Source organism: Dehalococcoidia bacterium (assembly GCA_025054935.1).
Classification (GTDB): Bacteria; Chloroflexota; Dehalococcoidia; order SpSt-223; family SpSt-223; genus JANWZD01.
Genome location: JANWZD010000002.1, coordinates 415,713 through 434,505 on the forward strand (window position 1 = coordinate 415,713; position 18,793 = coordinate 434,505).

Below are 18,793 nucleotides of genomic sequence, written 5' to 3' on the forward strand. Positions count from 1 at the left end.
GCTGGGGAAGGACCCCCAGCCGCAGGCTAGCCGACCTGGTCGGCGACTCGGTCGAGCGCCGCCACATCCTCGGGGGAGAGCCGGAAGCGCAGGGCGCCGGCATTTTCCGCTGCCTGCCGACCGGTCTTCGCCCCGGGTATCGGGATAGTCCCTTTCTCAATCGTCCAGCGCAAGGCGATCTGCGCGGGAGAGCGACCGTAGCGCTCGCCCATCCGGCGCAGTTCCGCGAGCAGCGGGTCGATCCGCCGAAGCCGCGGGAGGAGCGAGAGCGAACGCACGCCGGGCGGCCGCTGCGCGCGAGAGTACTTCCCGGTCAGCAGGCCCTGCCCAAGCGGGCTGTAGGCGATCACGGTCACGCCGAGCTCCCGACAGAGGTCCAGCAGGCCTGTCCGCTCCGGCGCGCGCGCGAGCAGGCTGAAATTGATCTGGTTCGAGGCGAGGGGTATCCCGTGCCGATCAAGCGCGCGGTAGGCGCGTCGGAGCTCCTCGTACCCGAAATTCGAGACCCCGACCTGGGCAATCAGCCCGCGCCGCACAGCGGCCGCCATCCATTCCATCAGTCGCTCGATAGGGACCAATGGGGTCGGCCAATGGATTTGGTAGAGGTCGATCTGGGAGCGCCCCAGCCGGCGAAGGCTCCCCTCGAGCGCGCGGAAGAAGTCAAGCTCCCGCTGCCGCCAGGGGAAGGGAAAGAATTTTGACGCCACCAGCACGGGAACGCGAACCGTCCGCAGAAAGCGCCCGATCAGCCGCTCTGAACGCCCCATGCCGTAGATTTCTGCGGTGTCGATGAGCGATACCCCTGCCGCGAGGCTGGTCCAAAACGCGTCCTGCACGTCGGCAGCAGAATAGCTTCGGCCGTAGCCCCAAACCCAGCGGTCGCCCCACTGAAAAGCGCCCACTCCGAGCGGAAGGAGCGTGGGGCCCTCTCTCCCGAGCGTGACGCGGGCTGTTTCATCGTGCATAGGAAGAGGATACTCGGTTATCATCGGCCATGGGAGGTTCTGCGGTGCGCCCCGCAGCCTGCGGCGCTCGGGGGCTTCCTCTGAGGCGGAACCTTGCCTCGGACCATAAGAAAGGAGCACGGTTCCAGCTTGGGAACGATTAACGTCGCAATCATCGGAGTGGGGAACTGCGCCTCATCCCTCGTGCAAGGCGTCGAATTTTATCGAAACGCGCCTGATGACCAGTTTATCCCCGGCCTGATGCACACCCGGCTCGGTGGCTATCACGTGGGCGATATCCGGTTCACCGCCGCCTTCGACATCGATGTCGAGAAGGTGGGGAAAGACCTGTCCGAGGCGATTTTCTCCGGGCCGAACAACACGGTGAAGTTCGCGGATGTTCCCTATCTCGGCGTGCGGGTCGAGCGGGGGATGACCCACGACGGGCTGGGCAAATACCTTTCCCAGATCATCAAAAAAGCGCCGGGCGAAACTGCAGACATTGTCAAAATCCTGAAGCAGACCGAAACGCATGTCGTCGTTTCCTTCCTCCCCGTCGGGAGCGAGAGCGCGACCCGCTGGTATGTCGAGCAGATCCTGAATGCCGGTTGTGCCTTCGTGAACTGCATCCCCGTCTTCATCGGCCGGCAGGCTGACTGGTCGCGTCGCTTCAAGGAGCGAGGGCTGCCCATCATCGGCGATGACATCAAGTCTCAGGTTGGCGCGACGATCACCCACCGCGTACTGACGAAGCTGTTCCGCGACCGGGGCGTCAAGGTCGAGCGCACCTATCAGCTGAACTTCGGGGGCAACACCGATTTCCTCAACATGCTGGAGCGCGAACGGCTTGAGTCGAAGAAAATCTCGAAGACCAACGCCGTCCTCTCCCAGCTCGACTACCCGCTGCCCGAAAGTGATGTCCATGTCGGGCCGAGCGATTACGTGCCGTGGCTGACCGATCGCAAGTGGTGCTACATCCGGATTGAAGGGCGCACCTTCGGCGATGTTCCCCTCAATCTCGAATTGAAGCTCGAGGTCTGGGACAGCCCCAACTCTGCCGGCGTGGTGATCGACGCGATCCGCTGCGCCAAGCTAGCCCTTGACCGCGGGATCGGCGGGACCCTGATCGGTCCGTCCGCCTACTTCATGAAATCCCCGCCGATCCAGTACTCGGATGAGGAGGCGCGCCGGATGGTCGAGGACTTCATCGCCGGCGTAGGAGACGCGTGATCCGCGCGTTCACCACGCTCTCGAATGCGCTCGCTCGGCGAGGGGAGCGAGCGTGGGCGCAGGGGCAGGCAGTAGTCCTTCTCGCTCTCTATCGGCTGGCAGCCATGCTCGTGCGCATCGTACCGCTCTGGTTCAGTTACTGGTGCGCCTGCCGGATTGCCGATGTCATCTTTTTCGCGGTCTGGCGCGACAAGCGGCGAGTGACCATCCAGAACATGCGGTTGGTGCTTGGGCCGTCGGCATCGCCGCGCACCGTGCGCGCCTGCGCGCGGGAGAGCGTCCGCAACTACGCAAAATACGTGGTCGAGTTCCTCCGCTTTGCCAGTCTGCGCCACCGGCACATTCTCGATGCCCTCGAGATCACCGACTGGAGCCGCTTCGATGCCTTGCGCGCCGAGGGGCGCGGCGTGCTCTTTGTCGCGTTCCACACCGGCAATTGGGACCTCGCCGGCGCAGCGGCGGGGCTGCGCGGCTACCCCTTGCACGTCGTAGCCGATGTCGTCGGCCCTCCCCTCCTCAACGCGGAGATCCAAGGGATACGGCGACGCCAAGGGATCCGGCTCATCGAGGCGGACCATCCGGCCGCTGCGGCGCGCGCCCTGATCAAAGCGCTCCGCGCCGGCGAGATGGCGGGGATCCTGATCGACGTGCCCGCCCCTGACGGCGTGCCCGTTCGCCTGTTCGGCAAGACAGCGTATCTCCCCGCCGGGCCGGCGACGATCGCGCTCCGAACCGGGGCGCGGGTCGTTCCCACCGCGGTGTTTCGCCGCCCAGACAATCGGTTTGAGCTGCTGGTCGACGAGAGCTTCTGCTATGCTCCTCGTGGGGACCGTGAGCACGACATCCGCTCACTCACCCAGGCGATGGCGAGCGCGCTTGAAGCCCTCGTCCGTCGCCAGCCAGAGCAGTGGTATATCTTCCGCGAACTGTGGCCCGTTCGAGCGACGCTCACGGCGCCGCGTTCTGCCCCAGCCGCAGTAGGAGCCGATGCATGACTGCTTCCCCTCGTCTTGGCAAGGCGGATATTCATCTGCACTCCCGCTACTCCGATGGGATGATGACGGTCCGCCAGATTTTGGACTGGGTGGAGGAGAAAACCGACCTCGACGTGATCGCTGTCACGGACCACGACGATATCGAAGGGGGGCTGCGCGCTCGCGAGCTTGCTGTCGCCGGCGGCTATCGCGTCGAGGTGATCGTCGGCGCAGAGATTTCGACCCGCGACGGACACGTGCTGGCGCTGTTTGTCGAAAAGCCGGTCCGGTCCTTTCGCCCCCTTGAGGAGACGATCGAGGAGATCCGCGCACAAGGCGGGCTGTGCGTCGTTCCCCACCCCCTCAGCTGGCTGATCACGTCTGTCGGCGAGCGCGCTCTTGACCGAGCGATGGCGCACCACACGCCGGGGATCACCGCGCTCGAAGTCGCGAACCCCACTATCGCGGGCCGCGTGACGCGCCTGAAGGTGGCGCAGCTGAACCGGACCCGCTACGGTCTTGCGGAGACCGGCGGTTCTGACGCGCACTTCCTGCCCGCGATCGGCGCTGCCTACACCACCTTCCCGGGGCGAACCGCCGAAGACTTCCGGCGCGCTCTGCTCGCACGCGCGACTGCTGGCGTCGAACATCCCGGGAAACCGGAGCGCATTCCCGTTCGCGACTTGATCCGTCAGCAAGGGAGGAGCCTCGTCTGGCTGCCCGCCAAGCGCTTCCGGCGGCGTCTTGCGGAGCGGCGCGCGGCGCGGTCCGCCTAGGGCGCCGCATGTACGTCGGTCTGGTCACTCCGTACGACTGGGCGGTGCCGGGAGGGGTCAATCGCCATATCGAGAGCCTCTACCGCCAGCTGGTGAGGCGTGGCCACCGTGCCAAAATCATTGCCTCCTCCTCCGTGCCTGTCGAGCAGTTCGACCATCCCGACCTGATCTTCATCGGCAAGCCCTATCCCATCCCAGCCTCAGGCTCGATCGCGCGTATTCCAATCCTCTTCAACCTTGATAAGCCGGTGAAGGAACTGCTCGCGCGCGAGCAGTTCGACATCATCCACGTGCATGAGCCGCTGCAGGGGCCGCTCCCGCTGACGGTGCTGCGGTTTTCAAACGCCGCCAACGTCGGCACATTTCATGCCTACTCCGGCAGCCGCTATTCCACCGGGGCGATGGCGTATTACTATGGGCAGCGGCTGCTGAAACGCTGGTTCCGGAAGCTCGACGGCAAGATCGCTGTCTCGGAGGCAGCGGCAGAGTTCGTCGAGCAGTACTTTCGCGGCTACTACAACATTATTCCGAACGGCATCGACTACGACCGGTTTGCGGCGGCTCTCCCTCCTATCCCAACCCTCGCCGACGGCCGGCCGAGCATTCTCTTCTTGGGGCGGCTTGAGGAGCGCCGGAAAGGGCTGAAGTATCTCCTGCGCGCCTTTCGGCTGGTGAAGCAGGACTGGCCGACCGCCCGCCTCGTAGTGGCCGGCGGAGGAGAGCGCGCCCGGGCCGGCTACGAAGCGTGGGCTCAGCGTACTGGCCTGGCCGATGTGCTCTTCGTCGGCGCTCTCTCGGAGGAAGAGAAGGTTCGCTACTTTCAAAGCGTCACCCTCTTCGTCGCTCCCAACACCGGCGACGAAAGTTTTGGGATCGTTCTCCTTGAAGCGATGGCAGCGGGGCGCCCGATTGTTGCCTCGAACATCCGCGGCTTCGCGTGCGTACTCACCCACGGGGTTGAGGGGCTGCTCGTCCCTCCGAAGAATGAGGTGGCGCTTGCGGCAGCAATCAGCCAGCTGCTTGGCGACCCCGCTCGCCGCGAGGAGTTCGCTCAGAACGGCCGCGTGAAAGCGCGCGACTACAACTGGGATCGGGTTGCGGAGCGGATCTTGGCCTATTACGAGCGGATCCTCCTGGCGAAGGAGGCAGCGCGGGAGAGCCGGCGCCGCGCCGCTGCTGCGCCGGCGCGCCGGAGCGCGCTCCGGCGCCTCGGCTCTGCCGTCGCGCCCTATGTTGGCCTCGGACGATGAAGGCGCTGCGCCCGCTCGCCGCTCGCCTCACCGCGCCGCTGCTCGGCGCTCTTGCGCGCACGCCCATCACGCCCAATCAGCTGACCGTCGTCGGCGCGGCCGTGAATGCTGCCGTCGCCGTCGTCATTGCCGTTGGGGAGAACCGAGTGGCAGGCATCCTCGTCCTGCTTGCGAGCGCCTTCGATCTCCTCGACGGTGCGCTCGCCCGTGCCAGCGGGCGCGTCAGCCGTTTCGGCGCGTTTCTCGACTCGACGCTCGACCGGTTTGGGGACGCGGCCCTCTTCTTCGGCACGGCGTGGCGGGGAGTGCGCACAGGAAACCCGCTGCTGACGCTGCTTGCCTTCCTTGCCTGCGTCGCGAGCCTCCTCGTCAGCTATACGCGTGCCCGAGCTGAGGGCGTCGGCGCGAAAGGAGAAGTCGGCCTGTTCGACCGGCCAGCCCGTATCGTCGTGCTCGCGGCGGGCCTTATGACCAATCGGCTGCCCCCCGCGCTTCTCCTCATCACGCTCGGCGCCGCCGCCACCGTCATCCAGCGGATTGTCGCAGTCCGGCAGCAGCTCAGCGCCTGACCGTTCAACCGCGCTGTGGTATGCTCGCTTCATCCTGCCAGCGAGGGTGACCGATGCCGGATGTGCTTGGCTACCGTGCCAAATTTGGGGTTCTCGGGCCATCGACAAACACGATCGTCGAACCAGACTACTACATGATGGCGCCGCACGGCGTGACGTTTCACTATGGCCGCATCTACATCCGGGACCAGCGGCTGGGCAATGATGAGCAGTTCGAGGCGCTGCTCGTGCAAATTCGTGAAGCGATCGAGCAGACTGTCCGCGAAGTGATGACGTGCGAGCCCGACTACCTGATCATGGGAATGTCGGCTGAAACGTTCTGGGGCGGCAAGGAAGGGAATGAGGCGTTTCAGCGGCGGATCGAGCAGTGGTCGGGACTGAAAGTGGCCACCGGCGCAGATGCCTGCCGGCGCGCGCTCGCGGTGTTCAACGCTCGGCGGCTCGGCGTTATCACCCCCTACCAGCCGGTCGGCGACGCTCAGGTGCGGCGGTTCTTCACCGAGTGCGGCTTCGACGTCGTCGCCCTCGAAGGCCTCAAGTGCCCGAGCGCCGTGGCGATTGCCCATGTCACTGAAGACCGCCTGCGGCAGGCGATCCTCGAGGTGAACAAGCCGGATGTCGATGCCATTGTTCAGGTTGGGACCAATCTGTCGATGGTGCGCCTCGCCGATGAAGCGGAGCGGTGGTTGAAGAAACCGGTGATCGCGATCAACGCGGCGACGCTCTGGCACGCGCTGCGCGAAAACGGGATCAACGACCAGATGCGGGGCTTTGGGACGCTCTTGCGCGAGTACTAGCGCGACCGCAGCGCTCGCAGAGCGCGCGCCTGCCCCGGCAGCCTCACCCGGGGCGAGCTGAGGGGGAGCGGCCGGGCAGTTCATCCCGCGGAACAAGCCATTCGTGCGACCAGTCGGCGATGGCGCGAACCACGCCGGCAAGCGCCTCCCCCTTTGGAGTGAGGCGATACTCCACACGGACTGGGGTCTCGGGATAGACCGTGCGGACAACAATGCCCGCCGCTTCAAGCTGCTTCAGGCGCTCCGACAACATCCGGTCGCTGATGCCGGGGATCGCGGCGGCGATCTCGCCGAACCGCGCTTTCCCAGCGAGCATCGCCCGGATGATCACCCCTGTCCATCGGTTCCCGATCAATTCGACTGCCTGATGGAAATAGGGGCAAAACGCAGTCAGCGGCTCTGCCATAGTGGCTATTGTCTCTTATTCCCCACTGCCTGACAACGGCCGTCCGGAAGTGGCAGCCTCGTCCTCCCTAGACGCCTTAGGCTGAAGTTCGAGCTTCAGCCTCTTCCTCGGCGGAGGCGCCGAGGAAGAACGCGGCCGCGCCCTGGGAGCGGGCCGGGCGGGGGAGGAGGCGCTTCTTCCCCAGACCTGGCAGAATAGCAGGCGCAGTTCTGAACCTGAGGGTAGAATGACCCAGCTCCGCGACGAACGCGCGACCGCGCAGTCCCCCGCTCACCGCCTGCTCGCCGCCGCGAGCGCGCTCTGCGACGAGGCGACCGCTTTCCTCCGGGCAAAATGCCACGAAAACGGCCGGCTGAGCGAAGCAAAGCTGATCGAGCAGCAGCAAGCAGCGCACGCCCTTGCCCACCTTGCCATTCAGGTGGAGGCGGGGCGCCAACTGCTCGCCTGGGCAGACCGGCTGGCGGCCCCTCCCGGCTCGCTGGAGCGCATGATCGCCGAGGCGTGGATAGCGCGTCTCGCCGGAGCGCTGGGGGGCGGCGTGTCGCTGAGCGCGGTTGAAACAGTCGCGCCCTTCGAACTGGGGATAGCCGAAGGCGCCCTCGCCCTGCTCTCCGACCGAGAAAGCGCGCAGTTCATCGACGCTGCCGGGGGGAGCGAGGTCGACGACCGCATCGCCGCCCTCCTCGCAGAAACGGGCAGCACCGGGCGGCGCGGGCTCGACGAGGCCCTTCAAGCAGTGCAGGTCCAGTTTGCGCGCTTCGTTGACGAGCGTGTGGTGCCGCTCGCGCAGCAGATCCATCGTGAGAACAGCCTCGTGCCGCTCGACCTGATCCGCGAGTTGGCGGCGCTAGGGGTCTTCGGGCTGACGGTGCCGGAAGAGTACGGCGGCTCCGGGTTCGGCAAACTGGCGATGGTCGTTGTCACCGAAGAGCTCGCTCGCGGGTCGATCGGCGTCGGCTCGCTCGGTACGCGCAGCGAAATTGCGGCCGAACTGATCCTTGGCGGAGGCACGGCAGCGCAGAAGCGGACATGGCTGCCTCGTCTCGCCCGCGGAGAGATCCTCCCGACTGCTGCCTTCACTGAGCCGAATGCCGGCTCGGACCTTGCCTCCGTTCAGACCCGGGCGGTGAAGGTCGAGGGCGGCTGGCGGATCTACGGGCAAAAGACGTGGATGACTCACGGCGCCCGCGCCGACCTGATGACCCTGCTCGCTCGTACCGACCCCACGCAGCCCGGGCACCGCGGGCTGTCGATGTTTCTCGCCCCGAAGACCCGCGGGACGGACGACATGCCATTTCCCGATGAGGGGGTAGCAGGAAGCGAAATCCGCGTCCTCGGCTATCGCGGGATGCGCGAGTACGAGGTGGCGTTCGACGGGTTTTTTGTCCCCGACGACGGCCTGCTCGGCGGCGTGCCGGGTCAGGGCTTCCGCCAGCTGATGGCGACGATGGAAGTGGCGCGCATCCAGACCGCGGCGCGGGGGGTCGGGGTCGCTCAGGCAGCCTTCGACGAAGCGCTGCGCTATGCCCGCACCCGGGTGCAGTTCGGCAAGCCGATCTTCGCCTTTCCCCGCATCCGGGCCAAGCTCGCCCGCGCCGCCGTGCTCATTCAAGCGGCCCGCCAGCTCACCTACTACGCCGCGCGGCGCAAGGAGACGGGAGAACGCTGCGACCTCGAAGCCGGAATGGCGAAGCTGCAGGCGACCCGCGCCGCCTGGGAAGTTGCTGACGCCGCAGTCCAGATCCACGGCGGGCTCGGCTACGCGGAGGAGACCCCCGTCAGCCGGATCTTTCTTGACGCCCGCGTTCTCTCCATCTTCGAGGGGACAAACGAGATCCAAGCGCAGATCATCGCTCGCCGGCTCCTCGAGTAGCGGCCGGTCGCGAGCGACGCGAGCACAGCGCGGCAGGCCCCGCGCGCCCTCAGCGCTCGATCGGGGCGCGGACGAGATTCCCCCATTCCGTCCACGACCCGTCATAGTTGCGCACTTTCGGGTAGCCGAGGAGGTAGGTAAGGACGAACCAGGTATGGGAGGAGCGCTCGCCGATGCGGCAGTAGGCGATGATCTCTTTGTCGGGCGTGATCCCCTCGGGCTCGTAGATCGCGCGCAGTTCCTCAGCGGACTTGAAGGTCCCGTTCTCATTCGCGGCGCGCGCCCAAGGGATATTCTTGGCGGTGGGAATGTGGCCGCCCCGCTGCGCCCCTTCCTGCGGGTAGGACGGCATGTGGATCAGTTCGCCGGAATACTCCTGCGGAGAGCGGACATCGACCAAGGCGCGGCCTTCAGGCGCGCGGAGGTGCGCCATAACGTCGTCGCGGAAGGCGCGGATCGACAGGTCCTCATCGCGGGCGCGATAGGTCGTCGGCGGGAAGACGGGGACCTCCTTGGTCAACGGGCGCCCTTCGTCGATCCATTTCTGCCGCCCGCCGTTCATCACGGCCATCCTCTCGTGCCCGTAGAGGCGGAACAGCCAGAAGGAGTAGCACGCATACCAGTTATTGCGGTCGCCGTAGAACACGACCATCGTGTCATTGGCGATGCCATGCTTTGAGCAGAGCTGCTCGAACTCCTCTTTGGAGATGAAGTCGCGGATCACCGGCTTCTGGAGATCGGTGTGCCAATCAAGCTTGATGGCATTCGGAATATGACCGGTCTCATACAGCAGGACATCCTCGTCGCACTCGGCGATCCGGACGTTAGGGTCGTTCAGATGCTCCGCAACCCAATCGGTCTCCACGATGACTTCGGGATGAGCGTAGCCGGCGGCCATCGGCACTCCTCGTCTGATAGGCTTGTAGCAGCACGTTTCCGTGGCACGCTGCGATGATGACGCATTCGATCGACTTTGTCAACTTTCCAGTTAGCGAAATCGCCGGTCGGAACAGGGCGAAGCGAACCGACGTCTTTCTGGAGGAGGCAACCTATCCATGGACGAGATCCGCACGCAGGTGAGCGGACTGCAGCAGCACATCCACACGCTCCTGGAGCGTCTTTGACATCGCCGGCAAAGAGCGAGAGCTTGCCGAACTGGAGCGTCGGATGGCGGCAGACGGGTTTTGGACCAGCGAGCCGAACCCCCAAGCCGTCACCCGCCAGGCGAGCGAGCTTCGCGACACGATCGAACTGTGGCGGGGCATCGAGCGGGAGGCAGCCGACTTGGCGGAGCTGATCGCGCTCGCCATCGCCGAAGACGATGCCGCAACGGCCGCTGAGGTGGGCGCAGCGGCGGACGCGCTCGCGCAGCGCCTGCGCGGTCTCGAGCGCGAACTGATGCTGAGCGGCCCGCACGACCGGAAGGATGCGATCTTGTCGATCCACGCCGGGGCGGGCGGGACCGAATCCCAAGATTGGGCCGAGATGCTGCTCCGCATGTACCTCCGGTGGGCCGACGCCCATCGCTACAAGACGGAGATCCTCGACTACACCGCGGGCGAGGAAGCCGGGATCAAGAGCGTGACAGTGGCCGTCAGCGGCCCGAACGCCTACGGCTATCTCAAAAGCGAGCGCGGGGTCCACCGGCTGGTGCGCCTGTCACCCTTCGACGCCGCGCACCGCCGCCATACGTCGTTTGCGCTTGTCGAGGTAATGCCAAAGGTCGACGACACGGTCGAGATCGTTCTCAACGAGGACGACCTCGAAATTGAGTTCTACCGATCAAGCGGAGCAGGAGGCCAGAACGTTCAGAAAGTGTCGACGGCCGTGCGGATACGTCACCTCCCGACGGGGATTGTCGTCACCTGCCAGAACGAGCGGTCCCAGCTCCAGAACAAGGAGACAGCGCTCCGGATCCTGAAATCGCGCCTGCTCGAACTCGAGCTTGAGAAGCGGGAACAAGAGGCCGCCCGCCTCAAGGGGCAGCACGTTGCCGCCGGCTGGGGCAACCAAATCCGGAGCTATGTGCTCCACCCGTATACTTTGGTAAAGGACCTGCGAACCGGCTACGAAACGAGCGACGCGCTCGGCGTGCTTGACGGAGCGCTCGACCCGTTTATTGAGAGCTATCTGCAGTGGACCATCGGAGAGCAAGCGGCATGAGACGGCTCCTCGGATCAATCGGCATTGTGACTGGCATCGTCCTGCTGGTCTACATTGGCGCCGGGCCATGGACGCCGCCTCGCGCGCTCATTGGCGCACCTCCTGCCGTTGAGCAGCCGGCCGAACCGCGTCGTCCCTCTTCTCAGCCGAGCGAGATCCAACAAGCTCGGATCGGGGCAGCGCTCTGGACGGTCGGGCTGATCTCCGGGGCGATCGTCATCGGGTTCGTCGCTATCATCGTTGGCGCCTCGCTGTACCTCCGACGGCAGCGTGTCGCCAAGGAGCAGTAAATGGCTGCCACTTTCTCTCGCTTCGCGCCGCGCCTCTCGCTCGGGACGCGGCTGCTTCGTCCGCTGCTGGCGTTCGCCCTCGCGCTCGGCGTCTTTGCGCCGACGGCGCGCTCTGCAGGGGCGAGCGACGGCATCACCGTTCTCGAAGAGACCGTCCGGACAGAATGGCCGGACGCCGTTGTTTTTACCGTCAAGCTGTCGAGCGCATCTGAAATCACCCGCATCCGCATTGAGTACTGGTATACCTCGCATACGCGCGCCGGCGGAAATCCCACCTTCACGCCAGGGAAAGAGGTGACTGCCGAATTTCGGCTGCGGACGCGCGGTGCCCAGGATGTTCCTCCGGGCGCGCTCATTCACTATCGGTATGTCGTTGAGGACGCAGCAGGCACCACGCTCCGCACCGAGCCGAACCAGTACCGCTTCCTCGACACCCGCTCGCGCTGGCAAAGCGTGCAGGACGGGCTGATCACCGTCTTCTACAACGAACGGACCCAGCCACGGGCGCAGGCGATCCTGCAGTCGGCGGTGCGGACCGTCAACGCCCTGCGGGAGCAAGCGGGGGTGCAGCTTGCCGAGCCGCTGACAGTCGTCGCCTATCCTACCCCGGCCGACCTCGACTCCGCCTATCCGCCCCGCAGCCAGTCGTCGCGGGGCAGCCGCGCCGGCGTCTCGGTCTCTGGCTTCAATGTCGTGCTTGTCACCACCGAGGGCGACGCGATCGGCACGACGGCCCATGAAGTGACGCACGCGGTGGTTGAGGATACGATCGGCCCCGGCGCAATCAGCGGCTTCCCGATGTGGCTGAACGAAGGCCTTGCCACCTACTTTCAGCCCTCCCAAGGCGCCGAATGGAGCCAGTATCTGCAGCAGGCGATCCGGCTTGACCGCGTGATGCCCCTGCGCTTTCTGAAGGCGTATCCGGGCCGCGAAGAGGAATGGCTGCTCGTCTATGCGCAGGGGGTGAGCATGGTGCGCTACCTGCTCACCACCTATGGCGCGCAGAAGATGGGGGAGTTGCTGCGCGCCTACCGCGACGGCGACACCGACGAGCGCACCTTCGAGCGCGTCTACGGCAAAAGTCTCCTCGACCTTGAGAACGAATGGCGCGCCTCGATCGGCGTCAAGCCGCTCGACAGCACGACGGCGAGCCCCCCCATTAACCAGCCGCAGCCTCGGCCGACGCTGCCGCCCTTGGTGATCGACCAACCGGGAAGCCAGCCGGGAGCCCAGCCGACGCCCGGGCCGGCGACACGCCCTCAGGGAGCGGCGAGCCAGACCGGCCGACTGCAGGCCGCGCTGCCGCTCCTCCTTGTTGGGGGAGGCGTCTTTGCGCTCCTGCTCTTCGTGGCGCTTGGCGCGCTCGTCATCGCCCGCCGCAACTCCTTCTGAACCCGAGCGCGCCTCGGCAGCCTCCTAGAAGATCCCGAGCGCGATCTTGGCGTCTTCGCTCATCATCGTCTTCGGATCCCACGGAGGCGACCAGACGAGGTTGATGTTGACATTCTCGACCCCGGGAAGACTAGCGACTGCCGCGTATGCTTGAGTGCGGATCATGGGGCCCGCCGGGCACGCCGGCGTGGTCAAGGTCATGTCGACGTTGACGGTCTTTTCGTCCGGGATCTCGATGTTGTAGACGAGCCCGAGATTGATGATGTCCATGCCGATCTCCGGGTCGTAGACCTCGGAGAGCACCTCGCGAACCTGCTCTTCGGTCACCATCGTCTGCCACTCCAGAGTGTAGGGCGCCGACTGCCACCGCGCGCTCCCGCTTGCTGAGAGCGAGAGGTATGCCTGCGGGGAGCCGCTGTCGGTACGCCGCGCCGCGTAAGACCTTTTATTCAAGTGTAGCGCAGGGCGCTAGCGAGAATGGCCACTTAAGTCGGGACGATGCGAGTCAAGCTCCTCGAAGGGCGGTCCGCCCGTATAGTCGAACAATTCCCAGCCCACCACCTCAATATCTGCCCCCTCGGCCTTTGCGGCGAGGTCGGCGAAGCCGAGGGTAGCATTTTCGATCCCGAGGCGGGAAGCGAGCGCCCGGCAGCGGTCGACGGCAGGCATGCTCGGCGTTTCAAGGACGGCTCGAAGGTGGTCAGCGCGAACGCCTGGGATTGCGTACGGCAGCAGCCGCTCCGGCTGGCCCCGCAGCGCCTCCCGCTCCTCGGGAGCGGCTTCGCCAAAGAAATCCGGATCGCTCGCGTACTCGTCCTGCAGGGTGCCGTCTTCAAATAGGAGATAGAAAAAGACCTCGCCCTGCATCACCATCAGCGCGATTGCAGCGCAGCGGAGCGCTCCGCTCAGGCGAGCGGCAATCTCGGTCAGCCGGGCGAGGTCGCCCTCCGCTGCCTGACGGTCAAAGACGGTGACCCAGCCCAAAATTGGGGGAGAGATGAACGCCTCGCCATCATCAAGCAGGTCATAGACCGCTTCGTGGTCATCGGTACGAACGGAGACACTCGCGAACGTCTCGCTCACCGCTCCCCTTGGAGCCCGGCAACCAGTCCGGCGTACTTATCGAGCAGCGCTTGTGCTCCCTCCGATGAATTCGACTCGGCAATCACGTGAAAGAGCGGGCGGTCAGGGTCGGGAAGAATGAGCACCCATTCGCGCCCGAGGTCCACCTTGACCCCATCGACCTGATGGGTCTGGCGGTCGCGGAATTGCTCATTCAGCAGACGCATCACCCGTCCTTTCGCCTCCCACGGACAGCGTACCTGCCGGCGCATCAGGTAGAAGGGCGGGAACGAGCGGGCGAGGGTGGCCAATCGCCGGCGCGACCGTGAGAGGAGTTCGACGAGCTTGAGCACGGCATACAGGCCGTCCATCGCGGGGCTGAACGCCGGGAAGATCAGCCCCCCTTCGAGGTCGGCCACAAACGCGGGGGCATGCCGGACCGCCGCCGCCATTAGCGCCTGTTGGCTCACTTTCGTTCGGATCACCGTGCCGCCGTAGCGGTCGGCGAGGTCATCAAAGATCCGCGGCGCCGAGACAGGAACCGCGATCGTCGCGCCGGGATTTTGCTCGAGCACCATCGAGGCGACTAAGGCCGCAAGCAGGGCGCCGTCGATCACCTCTCCCGTGTCATCTACGACATAGATCTTCTCGCCGCCCGGCTCAAGACGGACGCCCATATTCGCCCGCAGCGCAGCCGTAATGGCCGCCAGCTGCCGCATCGCCTCATCAAACTCCTGCGGCGACCGCGCCAGCTTCGTCTCGTCGATGGATGCATTGAGGCTGACGACATTCAGCCCCAACTGGCTGAACAGGACCGGAAGAATGTTCGAGGCGGTAGCGTGCGCATAGTCGACGACGATTGTCGTTGCTTCGGCGGGGGGAGTAGAGAACAGGTCGAGCGAGCGCCGATATCCCTCAATATAGCGCTCAACGAGTTGCGGCGCCTCCATGATCCGCCCGATCTCATCGAGATACGTCCGGCGGAAATCCTCGCGGAAGAAGGTGTTTTCTATCTTCCGCTCGAACGCCTTGTCGATATCAAGGCCGTTGGCATCGAACAGTTTGATATCGACAATCCGGGTGTCATACGGCGAGAGCCGCACGTGGACGCCGCCGATCGCGTCGGTAACGCGGGTGATATACCGCACCACCGGGATCGGGACGCTCTTGACGTCGATGACATCGACTCCCGCCGAGGGGACGCCGGCGATGAGTGCCCGCTTGATCATCCGCGGCGTGTGATGGGGATCGCGGCTCATGATGACGGATGAGCCTTTCGGAAGCGTTGCGCCGTAGGCCGCCCCCAGCTTAGCAGCGAATTCGGGGGTGAGGTCGATATTGACCAAGCCGGAGATACCGTAGCGGCTGAACAGGTTCTTTCGCCCCTGCGACCCCCAAATGATGCTCGTGGAGACGGTTGCTCCCGCCTCAATCTCTTTATCGGGCCAGATCTTGACGCCCGGCTGGATGATCGCGCTCTCACCGACCACCGTGTTGTCGCCGATCACCGCCCCTTCGAAGATCATCGCCTTCGCTTTCAGCGTGACCTGTCGGCAGATGATCGCTCCGCGCACTTCTGCCCGCTCGCCGATGTAGGCGCCTCGCCAGATAATGCTCCGGTCGACTTGGGCGCCGACATCAACCACGGTGCCGGCGCGGATGACACTCGGCCCGTAAATAACCGCTCCGCTCTTGATCTGGCAGTCCGCGCCGATGTAGACAGGACCGCTAATCAGCGCATCCGGAGCAATATCGACATCCTCGCTTTCGAGGTAGACATCTGGCAGCTGTGGATGCTTGATCCCGATCGGCCCGACATTCACCCTACCGGCGAGCAGATCACCGGATGCTCGATGATATTCCGGGATGTTGCCGATATCGCACCAATACCCGCTAGAGACATAGCCGAAGAGCGGTCGCCCCTCGGCCAACATACGAGGGAAAACTTCTGCGCTAAAGTCGACCGGGCGGTTGGGCGGAATGAACTCAAAGATTGAGGGTTCGAGGACGTAAATTCCCGTGTTGACCGTGTCGGAAAAGACCTCGCCCCAGCTAGGCTTCTCTAGAAATTGACGAATTGCTCCGCTCTCATTAATGATGACCACGCCGTATTCAAGCGGATTCGGCACGTTGTAGAGAGTGAGCGTCGCTTCAGCGCGCTTCTCGCGATGATAGGCGATAATCTTGCCGATATCGAAATCGGTAAGCGCATCGCCGCTGATAACGAGAAACGTTTCTGTCAGCTGATCGCGGGCAAGGCCGACCGATCCCGCTGTACCGAGCGGCGCTTCTTCAATGCTATACGTAATCTGCAGGCCAAGGCCACTGCCATCGCCGAAATAATCCTGGATCTGCTCTGCCAGATACTGCAGCGTCACGATCACCTCGGTGATGCCATGCCGCTTGAGCAGGAGCAAAATATGTTCGATGCAGGGGCGGTTAACCACCTGCACCATCGGCTTTGGTCGACCGATCGTAAGCGGGCGAAGACGGGAGCCTTCCCCCCCGGCCATGACGACGGCTTTCATAGCGTCACTCTCCGTTGCCTCCACAGCATTGTACGGGATGTGTCGCCCTCCGCGGATTTGCCGCCCCCGGCATCAGGCTGATACCCTTGTCGAGCCATGGAGAGTGATGAGCTGATTGACCGGCTTACAGCAGCATTCGAGGCGGCCGGGCGACGGCTCTATCTCGTCGGCGGGTCAGTGCGGGACCGGCTGCTTGGTCGTCCGAGCCCCGACCTCGACTTCACGACCGATGCCCCTCCGGACGAGGTCCAGCGTATTGCTCGAACCGTTCGGCCCGACGCGATCTTTGGGGTTGGGGCAAAGTTCGGCACGATCGGTCTCGCCTTCGGCGAGCGGCTGGTTGAAATTACCACCTTCCGCTCCGAGGTGTACCAGCCGCGTTCCCGTCATCCCCAGGTGACGTTTGGGACCTCGCTCGAAGGCGACCTTGCCCGGCGCGATTTCACCATCAATGCGATGGCGTGCCGCGGTGTGCCCCAACGAGAGGAGGAGGTGATCGACCCCTTCGGTGGGCTCGCCGACTTGCGCGCCGGCATCATCCGAGCGGTCGGCAACCCCGCCGAGCGGTTTGATGAAGACCCGCTGCGGATGCTGCGGGCAGTTCGGCTCGCAGCTCAGCTCGGCTTTCGGATCGAGCAGGGAACCGAACAAGCAATCCGCCGCTCCGCACCGGCTCTTGCTGATATCTCGAAGGAGCGGATTGGCGCCGAGTTTACCAAGATCCTCGTCGCTCCTCACCCCGCCCACGGGATCCGGCTGTGCGTCGAGTTGGGGCTGATGGTGAACATCATCCCCGAGCTTCTCGAAATGCTGCAGATGCCGCCCGTCAAAGGGTACAAAGACGTCTTTCGGCATACCCTTCTCGTCGTCGAGCGGATCCCCCCCGAGCCGCTCCTCCGCTGGTCAGCGCTGCTGCACGACATCGCCAAGCCGCGCACGATGAGCTGGGAGCACGGCGCCGTCCATTTTCGCGGCCATGAGCGCGTCGGTGAGGAGATGGCGACGGAAATCCTCCGCCGGCTGCGCCTCGATGCGGACTTCATCCGCGCAGTGGCAAAAGTGGTGCGTCTTCATGTCCGTGCCAACAGCTATTCCAGCGATTGGACCGACTCCGCGCTTCGCCGCTTCATCCGCGAAGCAGGAGAAGAGCTCCCGGCGCTCATCGCCCTCTGCCGCGCCGACGTGACCAGCGCTCGTCCGGCGCGGGTGGAGGCAGCCCGCGCGCGCGCCGATGAGCTGGAAGCTCGGGTCGCTGAACTGATGGCGCGCGAGGATGTGGCCAAGCTCGACAGCCCGCTCGATGGGAATGAACTGATGGCGATCTTCGGGCGCGGACCGGGCCGCTGGATCGGGGAAGTGAAGCGCTACTTGCTTGAACTGGTGCTGGACGGCACCCTCGCGCCGGACGATAAGACGCGGGCGGAAGAGCTCGCGCGCGCCTTCCTCGCCGAGCGAGACCCCGCGGCCGCCGGCGCGCCCGAGTCTGTGCCCTCATGAGCGGCGCCCCGCCCACTAAACTGCTGCTTGAACCGGTGCGGCCTGCCGTCGGCGAGGGACAAAGGCGACGTCACCCCCTCGTGCGTACTGGATGCTGCTGCGGCGCGCCCAGTCGGTGTGCTTGGCGCGCCCCCGGCTCTGCTTCTCGGGACCGTCGGGCCCGGCGGCAGCAGCGCTGCGCAGGCTTCGGCGTTTCCGCGAGCAGTTCCCAGCCGTCGCCTCCCAGCCTGGCTGGCAGAGGAGCCGGCAGCAGCCGACAAGCGGAACGCGCCGGCAGGCCGCTTCATCGCGCGGGCGACTTCACCAGGCTCGAGGAGTGAGAGGAGAGCCGATGAGTAGCAACTGGTTGTTGCTCGCCGAGGGCGCAAGCGCAAGAGCTGCGATGCTCGACGCCTTCTTTGCTGCTGTCGCTCGGGGAGACGCTGAGGAAGCCTACGCTCGCATGTCGTCAGTCTTCCGCATGCTGTTTACGCTGCTCGCCTTCCGCTCCTACCTCGAGCAGGACCGATCGCTCGCCGGATATGTCTGTCTCGAGGTGCTCGAAGAACGGCTGGAGCGGCAGCCAAGCGACCTCGCCCTTCTCGACTTAGCGAGCTTCGGCGACACTGTTCCCGAGGACAATCGGGAAACGGAGCGGCTGATCGAAGAGTACCTCGCCTCTCCCCATGTTGCGGTTCAGGGGATGGTCGTGTTTGCGGACGGGCGGCGGGAGCGCTTCCAAGCGGCGATGCTGCTCGAAGGAACCGGCTGGCGCATCAAAGGGTTTCAGTTTGATTAAAGAAAAAGCCCCCGGCAGTGACCTATTCTCCCACCCGGTTGCCCGGGCAGTACCGTCGGCGCTGGAGCGTTTCACGACCGTGTTCGGCATGGGAACGGGTGGGTCCACTCCGCCATCGACCACCGAGAACTGATGTCTGTTTGCAGTTGAGCGTGGGTGGTGAGGCGACGCATCGAGCGACGCACTTGCTACCCTGAAGGGGAGGAGGGGCCTCGGCCATTAGTGCGGCTTCGCTCCAACCGTTACCGGCTGTCCACGTGCCGT

The 18,793-nt window shown here is 64.9% G+C and carries 18 protein-coding genes and 1 rRNA gene; 12 read left to right on the forward strand and 7 right to left on the reverse strand.

Features of this window, described 5'->3' with window-relative positions; translation table 11 throughout:
- Positions 1–26: 26 nt before the first annotated feature.
- Positions 27–965: an aldo/keto reductase gene (locus NZ773_04720; GenBank protein MCS6801230.1), complete on the reverse strand. Its 939-nt coding sequence runs from the start codon at positions 963–965 to the stop codon at positions 27–29.
- Positions 966–1,094: 129 nt separating this feature from the next.
- Between NZ773_04720 and NZ773_04725 the strand changes: the two genes are divergently transcribed.
- Genes NZ773_04725 through NZ773_04750 form a run of 6 tightly spaced genes read left to right on the forward strand, consistent with a single transcriptional unit; the run spans position 1,095 to position 6,540 of the window.
- Positions 1,095–2,174: an inositol-3-phosphate synthase gene (locus NZ773_04725; protein ID MCS6801231.1), complete on the forward strand. Its 1,080-nt coding sequence runs from the start codon at positions 1,095–1,097 to the stop codon at positions 2,172–2,174.
- Positions 2,171–3,169 (forward strand): lysophospholipid acyltransferase family protein, encoded by a 999-nt coding sequence (locus tag NZ773_04730; protein MCS6801232.1) that lies wholly within the window; start codon positions 2,171–2,173, stop codon positions 3,167–3,169. The genes NZ773_04725 and NZ773_04730 overlap by 4 nt, the downstream gene beginning before the upstream one ends.
- On the forward strand, positions 3,166–3,924 hold the full coding sequence (locus tag NZ773_04735; GenBank protein ID MCS6801233.1) for a PHP domain-containing protein: 759 nt from the start codon (positions 3,166–3,168) through the stop codon (positions 3,922–3,924). The genes NZ773_04730 and NZ773_04735 overlap by 4 nt, the downstream gene beginning before the upstream one ends.
- An 8-nt stretch (positions 3,925–3,932) precedes the next feature.
- Positions 3,933–5,174: a glycosyltransferase family 4 protein gene (locus NZ773_04740; protein MCS6801234.1), complete on the forward strand. Its 1,242-nt coding sequence runs from the start codon at positions 3,933–3,935 to the stop codon at positions 5,172–5,174.
- The gene (locus NZ773_04745) at positions 5,171–5,743 is read left to right on the forward strand and encodes a CDP-alcohol phosphatidyltransferase family protein (GenBank protein ID MCS6801235.1); all 573 of its coding nucleotides are present in this window, start codon (positions 5,171–5,173) and stop codon (positions 5,741–5,743) included. The genes NZ773_04740 and NZ773_04745 overlap by 4 nt, the downstream gene beginning before the upstream one ends.
- A 53-nt stretch (positions 5,744–5,796) precedes the next feature.
- Positions 5,797–6,540, forward strand: coding sequence for an arylmalonate decarboxylase (locus NZ773_04750; protein MCS6801236.1), 744 nt, complete (start codon positions 5,797–5,799; stop codon positions 6,538–6,540).
- A 43-nt stretch (positions 6,541–6,583) separates the two neighbouring features.
- Here NZ773_04750 and NZ773_04755 read toward each other — a convergent pair whose 3' ends face one another.
- A complete protein-coding gene (locus NZ773_04755; protein ID MCS6801237.1) occupies positions 6,584–6,946 on the reverse strand; it encodes a helix-turn-helix transcriptional regulator in 363 nt (120 codons plus the stop codon).
- A 226-nt stretch (positions 6,947–7,172) separates the two neighbouring features.
- Between NZ773_04755 and NZ773_04760 the strand changes: the two genes are divergently transcribed.
- Positions 7,173–8,819, forward strand: coding sequence for an acyl-CoA dehydrogenase family protein (locus tag NZ773_04760; GenBank protein MCS6801238.1), 1,647 nt, complete (start codon positions 7,173–7,175; stop codon positions 8,817–8,819).
- Between the two features lie 49 nt (positions 8,820–8,868).
- On the opposite strand, the gene NZ773_04765 is transcribed toward NZ773_04760, so the two are convergent.
- A complete protein-coding gene (locus tag NZ773_04765) occupies positions 8,869–9,717 on the reverse strand; it encodes a sulfurtransferase (protein MCS6801239.1) in 849 nt (282 codons plus the stop codon).
- Positions 9,718–9,874: 157 nt separating this feature from the next.
- Between NZ773_04765 and prfB the strand changes: the two genes are divergently transcribed.
- From prfB to NZ773_04780, 3 genes are all read left to right on the forward strand, one after another.
- Positions 9,875–10,982 (forward strand): peptide chain release factor 2 gene (prfB, locus tag NZ773_04770; GenBank protein ID MCS6801240.1). Its coding sequence is split into 2 segments (ribosomal slippage): positions 9,875–9,940 and positions 9,942–10,982, totalling 1,107 coding nucleotides; the frame shifts between segments, so codons are not numbered across the junction.
- Positions 10,979–11,272 carry a hypothetical protein gene (locus NZ773_04775; protein MCS6801241.1) on the forward strand — a complete coding sequence of 98 codons (294 nt, stop codon included), beginning with the start codon at positions 10,979–10,981 and terminating at the stop codon, positions 11,270–11,272. The genes prfB and NZ773_04775 overlap by 4 nt, the downstream gene beginning before the upstream one ends.
- A complete protein-coding gene (locus tag NZ773_04780) occupies positions 11,273–12,664 on the forward strand; it encodes a peptidase MA family metallohydrolase (GenBank protein MCS6801242.1) in 1,392 nt (463 codons plus the stop codon). It abuts the gene before it with no gap.
- A gap of 24 nt (positions 12,665–12,688) precedes the next feature.
- On the opposite strand, the gene NZ773_04785 is transcribed toward NZ773_04780, so the two are convergent.
- The 3 genes from NZ773_04785 to NZ773_04795 all read right to left on the reverse strand — a co-directional run bounded on the left by NZ773_04785 (position 12,689) and on the right by NZ773_04795 (position 16,254).
- The gene (locus NZ773_04785; protein ID MCS6801243.1) at positions 12,689–12,994 is read right to left on the reverse strand and encodes a metal-sulfur cluster assembly factor; all 306 of its coding nucleotides are present in this window, start codon (positions 12,992–12,994) and stop codon (positions 12,689–12,691) included.
- A 138-nt stretch (positions 12,995–13,132) separates the two neighbouring features.
- Positions 13,133–13,747, reverse strand: coding sequence for a hypothetical protein (locus tag NZ773_04790; protein ID MCS6801244.1), 615 nt, complete (start codon positions 13,745–13,747; stop codon positions 13,133–13,135).
- Positions 13,744–16,254 carry a mannose-1-phosphate guanyltransferase gene (locus NZ773_04795; GenBank protein ID MCS6801245.1) on the reverse strand — a complete coding sequence of 837 codons (2,511 nt, stop codon included), beginning with the start codon at positions 16,252–16,254 and terminating at the stop codon, positions 13,744–13,746. Before NZ773_04795 ends, NZ773_04790 begins: the two co-directional genes overlap by 4 nt.
- A 96-nt stretch (positions 16,255–16,350) precedes the next feature.
- On the opposite strand from NZ773_04795, the gene NZ773_04800 reads away from it, so the two are divergent.
- The gene (locus tag NZ773_04800) at positions 16,351–17,751 is read left to right on the forward strand and encodes a CCA tRNA nucleotidyltransferase (GenBank protein ID MCS6801246.1); all 1,401 of its coding nucleotides are present in this window, start codon (positions 16,351–16,353) and stop codon (positions 17,749–17,751) included.
- A 331-nt stretch (positions 17,752–18,082) separates the two neighbouring features.
- Complete coding sequence (locus NZ773_04805; GenBank protein ID MCS6801247.1) at positions 18,083–18,529, forward strand: hypothetical protein; 447 nt, start codon at positions 18,083–18,085, stop codon at positions 18,527–18,529.
- Positions 18,530–18,538: 9 nt separating this feature from the next.
- On the opposite strand, the gene rrf is transcribed toward NZ773_04805, so the two are convergent.
- Positions 18,539–18,656: ribosomal RNA gene (rrf, locus tag NZ773_04810) — 5S ribosomal RNA — on the reverse strand.
- Between the last annotated feature and the right edge of the window lie 137 nt (positions 18,657–18,793).